Origin of the sequence: Selenomonas sp. oral taxon 920, assembly GCF_001717585.1 — a bacterium.
Taxonomy (GTDB): Bacteria; Bacillota; Negativicutes; order Selenomonadales; family Selenomonadaceae; genus Centipeda.
In genome coordinates this window covers 1,176,266-1,188,914 of sequence record NZ_CP017042.1, presented here as the reverse complement: position 1 = coordinate 1,188,914, position 12,649 = coordinate 1,176,266, and the positions used below count along the sequence as shown (strand labels likewise).

General features: G+C 51.3%; 17 protein-coding genes. 16 read left to right on the top strand and 1 reads right to left on the bottom strand.

Features of this window, described 5'->3' with window-relative positions; translation table 11 throughout:
- Positions 1-79 precede the first annotated feature (79 nt).
- The 3 genes from BCS37_RS05580 to tadA all read left to right on the top strand — a co-directional run bounded on the left by BCS37_RS05580 (position 80) and on the right by tadA (position 1,316).
- Positions 80-427, top strand: a complete 348-nt coding sequence (locus tag BCS37_RS05580; RefSeq protein ID WP_069180538.1) for a histidine triad nucleotide-binding protein — start codon at positions 80-82, stop codon at positions 425-427.
- A gap of 147 nt (positions 428-574) precedes the next feature.
- On the top strand, positions 575-853 hold the full coding sequence (locus tag BCS37_RS05575; protein WP_069180537.1) for a hypothetical protein: 279 nt from the start codon (positions 575-577) through the stop codon (positions 851-853).
- Positions 843-1,316 (top strand): tRNA adenosine(34) deaminase TadA, encoded by a 474-nt coding sequence (gene tadA, locus BCS37_RS05570; protein ID WP_069180536.1) that lies wholly within the window; start codon positions 843-845, stop codon positions 1,314-1,316. The genes BCS37_RS05575 and tadA overlap by 11 nt, the downstream gene beginning before the upstream one ends.
- A 90-nt stretch (positions 1,317-1,406) precedes the next feature.
- On the opposite strand, the gene BCS37_RS05565 is transcribed toward tadA, so the two are convergent.
- Positions 1,407-2,312, bottom strand: a complete 906-nt coding sequence (locus tag BCS37_RS05565) for a metal ABC transporter substrate-binding protein (RefSeq protein WP_069180535.1) — start codon at positions 2,310-2,312, stop codon at positions 1,407-1,409.
- A 274-nt stretch (positions 2,313-2,586) separates the two neighbouring features.
- Between BCS37_RS05565 and rpsU the strand changes: the two genes are divergently transcribed.
- The 13 genes from rpsU to BCS37_RS05500 all read left to right on the top strand — a co-directional run bounded on the left by rpsU (position 2,587) and on the right by BCS37_RS05500 (position 12,584).
- Complete coding sequence (gene rpsU / locus BCS37_RS05560; RefSeq protein WP_005841552.1) at positions 2,587-2,769, top strand: 30S ribosomal protein S21; 183 nt, start codon at positions 2,587-2,589, stop codon at positions 2,767-2,769.
- A 73-nt stretch (positions 2,770-2,842) separates the two neighbouring features.
- Complete coding sequence (locus BCS37_RS05555) at positions 2,843-3,286, top strand: GatB/YqeY domain-containing protein (RefSeq protein WP_069180534.1); 444 nt, start codon at positions 2,843-2,845, stop codon at positions 3,284-3,286.
- A gap of 101 nt (positions 3,287-3,387) precedes the next feature.
- Positions 3,388-4,521, top strand: a complete 1,134-nt coding sequence (recA, locus tag BCS37_RS05550; protein ID WP_069180533.1) for a recombinase RecA — start codon at positions 3,388-3,390, stop codon at positions 4,519-4,521.
- The gene (locus BCS37_RS05545; RefSeq protein ID WP_069180532.1) at positions 4,518-5,006 is read left to right on the top strand and encodes a regulatory protein RecX; all 489 of its coding nucleotides are present in this window, start codon (positions 4,518-4,520) and stop codon (positions 5,004-5,006) included. The genes recA and BCS37_RS05545 overlap by 4 nt, the downstream gene beginning before the upstream one ends.
- Positions 5,007-5,022: 16 nt before the next feature.
- Positions 5,023-6,582, top strand: a complete 1,560-nt coding sequence (gene guaA / locus BCS37_RS05540; RefSeq protein WP_173862591.1) for a glutamine-hydrolyzing GMP synthase — start codon at positions 5,023-5,025, stop codon at positions 6,580-6,582.
- A gap of 62 nt (positions 6,583-6,644) precedes the next feature.
- A complete protein-coding gene (locus BCS37_RS05535) occupies positions 6,645-7,358 on the top strand; it encodes an HAD family hydrolase (protein ID WP_069180531.1) in 714 nt (237 codons plus the stop codon).
- A gap of 246 nt (positions 7,359-7,604) precedes the next feature.
- Positions 7,605-7,916: a 50S ribosomal protein L21 gene (gene rplU / locus BCS37_RS05530; protein ID WP_069180530.1), complete on the top strand. Its 312-nt coding sequence runs from the start codon at positions 7,605-7,607 to the stop codon at positions 7,914-7,916.
- 3 nt (positions 7,917-7,919) lie between these two features.
- Complete coding sequence (locus tag BCS37_RS05525) at positions 7,920-8,240, top strand: ribosomal-processing cysteine protease Prp (protein ID WP_069180529.1); 321 nt, start codon at positions 7,920-7,922, stop codon at positions 8,238-8,240.
- Positions 8,237-8,539, top strand: a complete 303-nt coding sequence (rpmA, locus tag BCS37_RS05520) for a 50S ribosomal protein L27 (RefSeq protein WP_006691870.1) — start codon at positions 8,237-8,239, stop codon at positions 8,537-8,539. Before BCS37_RS05525 ends, rpmA begins: the two co-directional genes overlap by 4 nt.
- Positions 8,540-8,599: 60 nt before the next feature.
- On the top strand, positions 8,600-9,883 hold the full coding sequence (obgE, locus tag BCS37_RS05515) for a GTPase ObgE (protein ID WP_069180528.1): 1,284 nt from the start codon (positions 8,600-8,602) through the stop codon (positions 9,881-9,883).
- A 17-nt stretch (positions 9,884-9,900) separates the two neighbouring features.
- Positions 9,901-10,200: a YhbY family RNA-binding protein gene (locus BCS37_RS05510; RefSeq protein WP_069180527.1), complete on the top strand. Its 300-nt coding sequence runs from the start codon at positions 9,901-9,903 to the stop codon at positions 10,198-10,200.
- Positions 10,197-11,321, top strand: a complete 1,125-nt coding sequence (gene proB / locus BCS37_RS05505; RefSeq protein WP_069180526.1) for a glutamate 5-kinase — start codon at positions 10,197-10,199, stop codon at positions 11,319-11,321. The genes BCS37_RS05510 and proB overlap by 4 nt, the downstream gene beginning before the upstream one ends.
- 9 nt (positions 11,322-11,330) lie before the next feature.
- Complete coding sequence (locus BCS37_RS05500) at positions 11,331-12,584, top strand: glutamate-5-semialdehyde dehydrogenase (RefSeq protein ID WP_173862590.1); 1,254 nt, start codon at positions 11,331-11,333, stop codon at positions 12,582-12,584.
- The last annotated feature ends 65 nt before the right edge of the window (positions 12,585-12,649 follow it).

The following is a 12,649-nucleotide window of genomic DNA, read 5'->3' as shown; positions in this document are numbered from 1 at the left end:
AATTGATTCGATGTAAGCAGGAATAATTTTCTTCTCGTCGAATTATTCCAATAAATATAATATAAAGGAAGTGAATTACATGGGAGATTGTATCTTTTGCAAGATTGCACAGGGAGAAATCCCATCAACAAAGGTCTATGAGGATGATCAAGTGCTTGCATTTCGTGACCTTGATCCACAAGCACCCGAACACGTTCTTATCATCCCAAAGAAGCATCTTGCGAGTATTATGGCATTAGGAAGAGATGATCGGGAACTGGCCGCACATATCCTTACGGAGGTTGTACCGGGGATTGCCCACAGTCTCGGCGTTGATGTCGGGGGCTTCCGTCTTGTGACAAACACAGGAGCAGACGGTGGGCAGACCGTCGAACATCTGCACTTTCACCTTCTTGGGGGGCGCTCACTTACATGGCCGCCCGGCTAAAGGATAATATTACATCTCATTAGGGCAGTGTTATGTCACGTTATATTGTGATAAATACTGCTTTTTTTGTTTAAGTTCCATCACAAGCAAACGATATTATTAATATAAGATAGAATAGTGTGTCAATATTGATGGGAGGTGTCAGCGATGGTAGAGCGTATTGAACGAGTCATGCGAATCAAGCGGCTGCGGTTCAACAACGACGAACTTTTTGAGCGCAGGAAAGGCTTTGAAGAGAGGGAGCAAGGTGAAACCTTTGCCTCTATTTTCGAAGATGAGATAGAGAAGAAGAAAAAGCGCCAGGCAGAAGAATCCTCTTCGAATCGAGCATATCAACTCGAAGTTGGTCGTCCGACGCAATCCCTCTTTTATCAGGGAAAAGCTGATATCTCAGACGTAAAAGGGAAACTGCCCCATGCAGGATGATGACCATGGAATGCGGCTTGCACTAAGAGAAGCAGAGTATGCATATGCATTGGGAGAAGTTCCAATTGGCGCGGTTATCCTAAGTGATGCCGGTGAACTCATTGCCAGCGGATATAATCTTCGTGAAACACGGCATGATGCAACGGCACACGCAGAACTGATTGCAATTCAACGTGCTTGTCAAGAGCTTGGACGGTGGCGTCTCACGGGGATGACACTCTATGTTACGATTGAGCCATGTCCAATGTGTGCCGGTGCAATTGTCATGAGCCGCATTAGTCGTGTTGTCTATGGCAGTACGGATGCAAAAGCGGGTGCCTGTGAGTCACTATTTAACATCACAAATTGCCCAGCCCTAAATCATCAGCCGGAAATGCGTGCGGGTGTATTGGCAGACGAGTGTTCAGAGATCATCAAGCGCTTTTTCCGCGAACGAAGAAAAGATAAATTCGCTTCAACATAACCAGAATCCTCCATAATATGAGGTATGTCCCATTGTATGACAAAAGACCTTCACCGCAAAAGCAGTGAAGGTCTTTCCCGTATACGAAGATTATTGCAGAGCTTCCTGCAGTATCTTCATATTCTTTTTCATGGTATCGATATAGGCGTTCTTTGCCTGCGGTGTTGCCTCACCTGTCACAACTGGATCGAGCGTGTAGATCTTTGCGCCCGTCTCACGTGCGATGGTCTCAGCAGCAGCAGGAGAGTACTGCGGCTCTGTAAAAAGCACCTTCGAGGGGAGAGCATTGACCTGTTCAATCGTCTCCTGTAATTCTGTCGGCGTTGGCTCTGTGCCAGGCTCACGCTCCACTACACCAATGATGTTTAGGTTGAATTCCTTTGCAAAGTAGGGGAATGCCTCGTGGAATGTGACAATATCCTTGTGCGGAACATTGTCGAGTGCCGCATGCATTTCGCTCTTGAGCGACGTGAGTTTTTCGATGTATGCTGCAGCATTCTTCTCATACTGTGCCGCATGAGCGGGATCAGCCTCCTTCAGCTGATCTGCAATGTTTCGTGTCTGCGCAATTGCATCCGTAACACTCAGCCAGACGTGGGGGTTATCTCCCTCCTCATCATGTATGAGCTCAATGCCGCGTGAAGCGTCTATGACCTTCAGCTTCTTTTGCTGCTCGGTCACTTTATCCATAAAGTCTTCCATACCGGCACCATTGATAACAAAGGCATCCGCTTTCTCAAGCGTCTTCATATCATCGGTCATCAGCTGATAATCATGCAGACAGCCGGTCTGAGGTTTCGTCATATTATAGACTTCAACGCCGTCCACACCGTCGGTGATGTTGATGGTCGCAACGTACATGGGATAGAATGATGTCACGATACGGAACGGCTCTGCCGTTTTCTTTTCTGCCGTCTGATTTGCTCCGCCACAGCCGACGAGGGCAATGGAAAGGACAAGCAGCAGGAGAGACAGCATTTTAGTTGTTGTACGCATGGGTAACAGATCTCCTTAACAGTTGAATATTGGGTTAAGTCTCACAAATAAAATCATATCCCAAAATGAGATGGATTGTCAATATAAAACATAAAAAATTTTTATTATTGCATACTATGTATAAATAGATGTTCAAGCGATTAAATGATTATATCAGCCTCTGTTTTGTGAAAATTTCATTACGCGATTGACACAGATTATCCCCATAGGTTATAATGTGCTTGCATCATTTATCGGTGCCAAATTACTCCGCGCGTGGAGGGAGGGGAAATGCATGGCAAATGAAATCAAGGTCGGCAAGAATGAGTCGATCGATAGTGCTCTCCGCCGCTTTAAGCGTATGTCACAGAAGGCCGGCACTCTTGCCGAAGTTCGAAAGCGTGAACATTACGAGAAACCGAGCGTTCGCCGTAAAAAGAAGTCTGAGGCAGCGCGTAAACGCAAATACAGGGGCTGATTGCAAAAGGCATCCGTGGACGCTGTGCCACGGATGTTTTTTCTATTATGTCTTACCAGAAAGGATGAAACACATGCCGTTGATGGAACAACTTACTGCGGATATGAAGGATGCTATGAAACAAGGCGAGAAGGAGCGGCTCTCTGTGATCCGTTTGGTGCGCGGCGCCATTCGCCAGGCAGAAATTGACGGAAAAAAGACACTAAGTGACGATGAAATTATTGATGTTCTCACAAAGGAAGTAAAGATGCGCCGAGACTCAATTAAGGAGTTCGAACGGGGCGGTCGTACTGATCTTGTAGATAAGACTAAATCAGAGATCGCTATTCTGATTCCATATCTCCCAGAACAGCTCAGCGCTGATGAGGTCAAAAAGATTGTCGAAAACGCCGTTGCCGAGGTCGGTGCAACGACAGCGAAGGATATGGGCAAGGTCATGGGTATTCTTATGCCGCGTTTAAAAGGGCGTGCAGATGGGAAACTCGTGAATGAAATTGTTCGCTCTCTTCTGAAATAGGTGTTCGAATCATATCAAAATCCCCACACATTCCTTTTGACAAAAGTGTGGGGATTTTCGTATAATTGGAAAGAGAATAGAACATCAAAGGAGTACATGATATGGCAGAGAAGGATAAAAAGGATAACAAGCGGGATAAAGTGATGACACGCAAAGAAGCATTGGAGAATGCACTCAGGCAAATTGAAAAGGCACATGGCAAGGGTGCTATCATGCGCCTCGGCGAAGCTAAGGCAAATATGAATATTGAGGTCATTTCGACTGGCATTCTGCCCCTTGACATTGCTCTCGGTGTCGGCGGTATCCCACGAGGGCGTATCATCGAGGTATATGGTCCCGAATCCTCCGGTAAGACAACCGTCACCCTCCACATGATTGCTGAAGCGCAAAAGGCAGGAGGGCTCGCTGCATTCATCGATGCAGAGCACGCGCTCGATCCTGAATATGCACGTAAACTCGGAGTCAATACCGAGGAGCTTCTGATCTCTCAACCAGACACGGGAGAACAGGCACTTGAAATTGTGGACGCGCTTGTACACAGTGGTGCTATTGATATCATCGTTGTGGACTCTGTTGCAGCTCTTGTGCCGAAATCCGAAATAGATGGAGATATGGGATCTTCCGTTGTCGGACTTCAAGCGCGGCTTATGAGCCAGGCAATGCGAAAACTTACCGGTATTATCAGCAAGACGCGCACTGTAGCAGTCTTCATCAATCAGCTGCGCGAGAAGATCGGTGTGACCTATGGCAACCCCGAAACAACGACAGGCGGTCGGGCGCTGAAATTCTATGCGTCTGTACGCATCGATGTACGTCGTGCAGATTCGATCAAACAGGGAACTGAATCTCTTGGCAACCGCACACGTGCAAAAATTGTCAAAAACAAGGTCGCCCCCCCTTTTAAAACGGCTGAATTCGACATTATATACGGCGAAGGCGTCTCACGTTTGGGCAGTATTATTGATATGGCTGTAGAACTAGACATTGTGAACAAAAGCGGGGCGTGGTATGCCTATGAGGGTGCGCGTCTCGGCCAGGGCAAAGAAAACGCCAAGGCAACATTGGAAGAAAAACCTGAACTGATCGCTGAGATCGAAGAAAAGATTCGTACCAAACTTCTCGTGGAGGGGGTAACCTCCCCAAAGAAATCATCCTCAAAAAAAGCTTCTGCGGATTCTGATCAGGATGCACCAGATACACCAGATGAGGATATTGTCCCGGAGATGTATGAATGATCGATACCAACGATGACGTGTCTAAGCACTCCCGAAAAGCAGCGGATAAAACTGCTCTCATGACCGCTGTTGACTACCTTGCACGACAGGCACACAGTGAAAAGAAGCTGCGCGAGAAACTGGAGCGCAAAGGGTTTCCGTCAGATGAAATCGACACAGCCATCGCGCATCTCATCGCATGTCGCTATCTCGACGATGCCGATCTCTGTATGCAGCAGTTTATGTATCTCTATAACGAAACTCAGAGTTCCGTTCGTCAAATCTGTGCAAAACTCATGCAGCGCGGGTTTGATCACGACCTTGTATGGAGCGTTGTCCCCGAGAATACCTACGAACGGGAAACAGCAGCCGCCGAGCGCGTGCTTGCAATGAAATTCAAGCCAACGGACAAGTATCAAAAGATGATGGCAAATCTCTATCAGAAAGGGTTTTCCGTCGACGTATCACACGCAGCCGTGCAAAATTTTACAGAAGCAGGAGACTAGAGAGAAAGGGACATCCATGATGAACAGACCCGAGCCCTCGGAAATGATTTTGGTACTGGATTTCGGTGGACAGTACAACCAGCTCATTGCACGCCGTGTGCGGGAAAACCACGTCTATTGTGAGGTGCATCCGCATACGTTGTCACTTGATCGCATTCAAGATCTTGCTCCAAGCGGTATCATTCTGACGGGTGGTCCGAACAGCGTCTATGGAGAGGAAGCGATTACCGCACCGAAGGAGCTGTTTTCACTCGGAATCCCAGTGCTTGGCATCTGCTACGGTGCCCAGCTCATAGCGCATCTCTGTGGTGGACGTGTCGAGACTGCTCCCACAAGCGAATATGGAAAGACTGAGGTCGATGTCACTGACAGAACCTCCCTTTTGTTTGACGGAATTCCCGAAAAAAACATCTGCTGGATGAGCCACACGGACTATATCAGCGAGCTCCCTGCAGGCTTCCATACAACGGCAAGCACCCCCGTCTGTCCGATTGCGGCGATAGAGAATCCTGAGGAACGGCTCTATGCTGTGCAGTTCCATCCCGAGGTCATGCACACGGAGCACGGGACTGAGATTCTGAGAAACTTTGTCTATCACGTCTGCAAATGCACGGGCACGTGGCGCATGGATTCCTTTGTACAAAAGACGATAGATGAACTGCGCGAAAAAATCGGCGTAGGACGTGCCCTCTGCGCACTCTCTGGTGGTGTTGACTCTTCCGTTGCCGCCGTACTGCTCTCCAAGGCAATCGGCAGCCAGCTCACCTGTGTATTTGTCGATCATGGTCTTCTTCGAAAGAACGAGGGGGATGAAGTCGAAGCGGTTTTCGGAACATCCGGAACCTACGATGTCAACTTCATCCGTATTAACGCACGTGACCGCTTCTATGCAAAGCTCAAGGGCGTGACGGAGCCAGAGCAGAAACGCAAGATCATCGGTAAGGAGTTTATCCGTGTATTCGAGGAGGCAGCACATGAGATCGGTGCTGTGGACTTTCTCGTGCAGGGAACGATTTACCCCGATGTCATTGAGAGCGGACTTGGAAAATCTGCCGTCATAAAGTCGCATCACAATGTCGGCGGGCTTCCGGACCACGTTGACTTCAGGGAGATTGTTGAGCCGCTCCGCCTGCTCTTCAAGGACGAGGTGCGTGCTGCCGGGCGTGAGCTTGGGATTCCGAACTATCTCGTTGATCGTCAGCCGTTCCCCGGCCCCGGTCTCGGCATCCGCATTATCGGCGAGGTGACAGCAGAGAAGGTTCAGATCGTGCAGGACGCGGATGCCATCTACCGTGAGGAGATTGCGAAGGCGGGCATCCAAAAAAATCTCGGGCAGTATTTTGCCGCCCTCACCAATATGCGCTCTGTCGGTGTCATGGGCGATGGGAGAACCTATGACTACGCTGTTGTTCTGCGTGCAGTCGAAACCAGTGATTTTATGACAGCAGAGGCAGCACAGCTTCCGTGGGAAGTTCTGTCAAAGGTGACTACGCGCATTGTTAACGAGGTACATGGAGTCAACCGCGTCCTCTATGACTGCACAGGAAAACCTCCTGCAACCATAGAACTCGAATAACTTAGAAGCCTGTCTCACCTCCATCGTTATGAATCTTATATGTATTATGAAACGAGGGTATTATGAGCATACGAGGTGTAGTATTTGATGTTGACGACACGCTGTACGATATGGCGCAGCCTTTCTATGCGGCTTTGAGAAAGCTTTTTGGGGAGCGCGCCGAGTTCGACCTGCCTGCACTTTTTCTGGCGTTTCGCAAATACAGTGATGAGCGGTTTGAAGAGTCGCAGACCGGAAAAATCAGTATGGATGAGTTCTACATCTATCGCATCCGTATGACACTCAAGGAGGCCGGCGTTCAGGCAACGGATGCACAGGCACTGGCATTTCAACGTGTCTACATGGGGCTTCAGTATCAGATTAAATTGTCACCAACCATGGTGCGGCTGTTGAATGATCTCCGTACACGTGTGAAGCTCGGCATCATCACGAATGGCGAGTCTGTCCATCAGCGAAAAAAAATCGAATCCCTCGGCATCTCCAAATGGATGAAGGAGGAGGCGATCATTATCTCAGGAGATCATAAATTCCACAAGCCGGACCAGCGTATTTTTCAGCTGATGGCGGAGCGTCTGGAGTTGGATGGAGGACAGCTTCTCCATGTCGGCGACGCTTTTGATCTTGATGTCGCAGGTGCTGTAGAAGCCGGATGGAACGCGGTCTGGTTCAACCGACGCAGTCGGAGTGTGCCGCAAACTGGGGCAGGCCTTTCCTTTTTCGAAGTTCCCTCAGAGGACAAACTGCTCTCAGTGGTTATAAAGGCCGTACGCGGATAGAATCAATTCATTGACGTAAATGAAAGGGGCTACTGCACGAGTTAACGCGCGGTGATCTCATATTAATCAATTCGCATGAAACCACCATGGATCAAGGGTTGACAGCACCACACGAATATGCTATCATCCTGTAGCGTAGGCGTATAGCCTGTTTGGGCGTAAGCCCATCCCCAACCGCACGACGAGGTCATCGAATCGGCTCTGCCGAACCGTAGTCGGCGAGTAACGATATAGGGAGGTGTTTTCATGTATGCAATCGTAAAGACGGGCGGCAAACAGTACAAGGTCGCTGAGGGCGATACCATCTTCGTGGAGAAGCTCGAGGCGGGCGAGGGTGAGACCGTCGTATTCGATCAGGTTCTGACCGTAGTCAACGATGCCAGCGTCAAAGTCGGTCGTCCAATGGTGGACGGCGCGAAGGTGACTGGCAAGGTTATGGCGCACGGCAAGGGCAAGAAGATCCTGGTCTTCAAGTACAAGGCGAAGTCCAATTACCGCAAACGTCAGGGTCATCGTCAGCCGTTCACGAAGGTCGTCATCGAGAAGATTGAGGCATAATTCGTGATCTCGGTTGAGATTTTCACCAATGCGGACGGGATGATTGCAGGGTATTGTGTCAAAGGACACAGCGGTACAGCAAAACGAGGACAGGATATTGTCTGTGCAGGTGTATCGGCTCTGACTCAGTCCGCACTGCTTGGGATCATAGAGCACCTGCATCGTACCGTCGACTATGACATTGCGAGCGGGAATCTCGAAATGTGGCTCTCCGAGCCGCCGGATGATCGTACCGAAGCGATTCTGCGCACTATGTATATTGGACTCGCAGAAATTGAGAAAATCAGCCCAAAGGGCATTCAAATCCAGGAAGTAAAGGGGTGAACAGATTGTTTTCGTTTGATTTGCAGCTTTTTGCACATAAGAAGGGTGTCAGCTCTACCCGCAATGGCCGCGACAGCCATTCCAAGCGTCTTGGCGTGAAGGAGCAGGCAGGCACGCACGTGACGGCAGGCAGCATCATTGTCCGTCAGCGCGGCACGCATTTCCATCCGGGGCACAATGTCGGTATTGGCAAAGATGACACGATCTTTGCGAAGATTGACGGCAAGGTTGCCTTTGAGCGCAAGGGGCGTCATCAGCGCCAGATCAGTGTGTATCCGCTTGCGGAGGCCGCTGTTTAATTTTGTTCTATGCGGATGCCTGTACCTTGGTGGTGCAGGCTCTTTTCTATAGGGGGACGTATGCAGTTCATAGACCGCGCACAGGTCACGGTAAAGGCAGGAGACGGCGGACATGGAAAATCCGCGTTCCGGCATGAAAAGTTTATGCCAAAAGGTGGTCCGTCGGGCGGAGACGGCGGACGCGGTGGAGATGTCATCTTCCGCGCCGACCGCAATTTGAATACACTGCTCTCGTTTCGTTTTCATCGTAAGTTTAACGCGAAGAACGGTGAGAATGGCGAACATAAGAACCAGTTTGGCAGAAACGCACAGAATCTCTATGTCGATGTCCCGCCTGGTACGATTGTGATGGATGAAACGACGGGGGAGGTACTTGCCGATCTCATCGAGGTCGGCATGGAGGCTGTAATTGCACGTGGTGGACGCGGTGGACGCGGCAATGCAAAGTTTGCAAATTCTGCAAACCGTGCACCGTCCTTTGCCGAGTTCGGCGAGCCGGGCGAAAGCCGCAAGCTGCGGCTGGAACTGAAACTGCTCGCCGATGTCGGTCTTGTCGGCTATCCGAGCGTCGGCAAGTCGAGCCTCGTTGCATCCTGCTCTGCAGCACGCCCTGAGATTGCAGACTACCATTTTACGACATTGACGCCCGTGCTCGGCGTTGTACAGACGGACTATGAAAAGAGTTTCGTCATGGCAGACATACCAGGGCTCATTGAGGGTGCTGCCGATGGCGTAGGGCTCGGGCATGACTTCCTCCGCCATGTGGAACGCACGCGTCTCATTCTGCATATCGTGGATGCCTCCGGCATCGAGGGGCGCGATCCCGTCGAGGATTATTACAAGATCAACAAGGAACTCGCGCGCTATAGTGAGAAGATTGCAAAACGTACACAGATCCTTGTCGCGAATAAGATTGACCTTCCGTCTGCCGAGGAGCATTTGCCTCGTCTGAAGGATCTTGCCGAGCGCGAGGGGATAGAGTTCTTTGCAATTTCCGCCGCAACACGCACAGGAGTGCAGGAACTCATTGATCACGTTGGTACATGGCTGGATGCCTATGTGCCCGAACCCGAAGCAGAGGAAGATGATGTTGCCGTATTCAATCAAAATGCCGAAGATGACGAGAAGGTAACGATTTCACGCAATGATGCGGGAGACTTCATCGTATCCGGCAGGGCACTTGAAAAGCTCGTTGCTATGACAAACTTCAACAACGATGAAGCTGTTCGTCGCTTTCAGTATATCTGGCGTCTCAAAGGGTTGGACGAAAAACTGCGCGCACGCGGTATCAAAGAGGGCATGACTGTTCGTATCGGGGATATGGAATTCGACTATCAAGACTGAGAAATGGAGGAAAAGATTTGCTGCGAAACACGCTGACCAGCAAGCAGATTCGGAAATTGCGCTCACTCGGCATGGCGGAGGAAGCTATCGTCATGATCGGCAAGGAAGGTGTGACACCGACGGTCGTCGCCTCGGCGCGTGAGGCCATCAAGAAACGCGAGCTCATCAAGGTTCGTGTCCTGCAAAATGCACCGGACGAGCCGGAGGAAGCGATCACCATGCTCGCAGAGCGGGCAGACGCAAACCTCGTGCAGGTCATCGGCAGAAATGGTCTCCTCTTCCGACGCAACTTTGATAAACCAAGGATCGAACTATGAATGTAAGAGCGCGTCTGCGTGAGGCAAAACGCATTGTTGTCAAGGTGGGGACGAGTACCCTCACACATCCATCGGGCGGGATGAATCTTCATCGCATGGAGCATCTCGTACGCGAACTCATTGACGAGGCAAATCAAGGGAAGGATATCCTGCTCGTTTCCTCCGGCGCGATTGCCGCAGGAATGAACACACTCGGGCTCAAGGAGCGTCCTGCAAACATTCCTGCGCGGCAGGCGCTTGCTGCAATTGGGCAGGGCGCACTTCTGCACATCTATGAAAAATTCTTCCACGAGTACGGACGGACAATGGCACAGATCCTCCTCACAAAGGAGAATGCCGCACGCCATCACCAGTATATGAACTCACGCAATGCGCTCCTCGCACTCCTCGGGATGAATGTCATCCCCGTCATCAACGAAAACGATGCTGTTGCCGTCGACGAGATCAAGATCGGGGACAATGATAATCTGTCGGCTGTTGTTGCCGCACTTGTTGATGCGGATGCGCTCATCATCCTTTCGGATATTGACGGTGTCTATACGGCGAACCCGCGCACAGATGCGTCAGCACGACTCATCTCCGAGATTCCGGAGATCACGCCGGAGATCGAGCGGATTGCCGGCGGTGCCGGCTCTGCGCAGGGAACGGGCGGTATGCAGACCAAGATTGAAGCCGCAAAGATTGCCCAGAATGCCGGTGTGACAATGGTGATTGCACGCGGCGATGAGGACGGTATCATCCGTTCCATCCTGCGCGGGGAAGAAATTGGCACACTGTTTCCCGCACGCGAAGCGCACCTCAAGACCCGCAAGAGCTGGCTCGCATTCGGAAAGCGTCTCACAGGTGAGATTCTCGTGGATGAAGGCTGTATTGCCGCCATGCGGCGCGGGGCAAGCCTGCTGGCGGTCGGTGTGACAGCGGTATACGGTGACTTCTCAGCAGGTGAGACAGTGCGCGTCCTCAGTCCCGCAGGACAGGAGATCGCACGCGGCATTGCAGCATATGATGCCGCAGATGTGATGCGTCTGATGGGACACAGAACAACGGACTTTCATGAACTTGTGACAGATGGTGCACATGAGGAGATCATTCATCGGGACAATATGGTTCTGATGGTATAAGGAGTGTTCATGGTGATGGAGCAGGAGATTCGTGCGCAGGCAGAGGCAGCAAAGGCAGCATCTTATCACCTCGCAGCACTTCGGACGGACGCACGCGACAAAGCACTCTGTGCAATGGCAGATGCCCTGATGGCACACAGAGACAAAATCCTCCATGAAAACGCAGCAGATGTGGAGGATGCCAAAACATCCGGGATGCGTGCTTCCTATCTGGATCGTCTGCGTCTTGACGAGGCGCGTATCGCCTCTATGGCAGAAGGGCTTCGTTTGACCGCCGCCCTCCCTGACCCGCTGGGGAGAGAGGACTATTCGGTGCGCCGTCCGAACGGGCTTGAAATTCGTCGTATGCGCGTGCCGCTTGGTGTCGTCGGTATAATCTACGAAGCTCGTCCGAACGTGACGGCAGATGCGATCGGTCTCTGTCTGAAATCCGGGAACGCGGTTCTCCTGCGCGGCGGTTCCGATGCGCTGCGCTCGAATCTTGCCATCGCAGAGGTGCTTTCGCGCGCCGCCTATGCGGCGGATATTCCGCAGGGAGCAATCCAGCTGCTTGCAATGAAGGACCGCGCCGCCGTCGATGTCATGACACATCTGACAGGACTGCTCGATGTCATCATTCCGCGCGGCGGGGCGGGTCTGATTCGCCGCATTGTCGAGAGCAGCACCGTCCCTGTCATAGAGACGGGAGCCGGCGTCTGTCATATCTATGTGGATTGTGCGTCAGATATCCCGATGGCACTCCGCATTGTGGAAAACGCAAAGGTTTCGCGTCCCTCTGTCTGCAATGCCGCAGAGACCCTTCTGGTACACGAAAAGATTGCGGAGGATTTCCTTCCGCAAATGGCGCAGCTCCTCCATGCGAATGGTGTAGAACTGCGCGGCTGCCCGAAAACGTGTGCAATTCTCTCGGGCATTGCGGCGGCAAGTGAGGAGGATTGGTCTACGGAATACGGCGACCTCATCCTGTCAATTCGCATGGTCACAGATATGGAGGCGGCAATCGCACATATCAATCAATACAATACGGGGCACTCCGAGACCATCGTTACCAATGACATTCGTGCGGCACATGATTTCCAGCAGCGCGTCGACGCTTCGACGGTCTATGTGAATGCCTCCACACGCTTTACGGATGGCTTTGAGTTCGGCTTTGGCGCAGAGATCGGCATCAGCACGCAGAAACTCCATGTACGGGGTCCGATGGGACTTGAAGCCCTGACTAGTACAAAGTATCTTGTCTACGGTGAGGGACAGGTACGCTGACGATGTTTGCTGCGACAACGAGGACGTGCCACAAATGTACCGCCTGATTGGATATCTTCGGACAC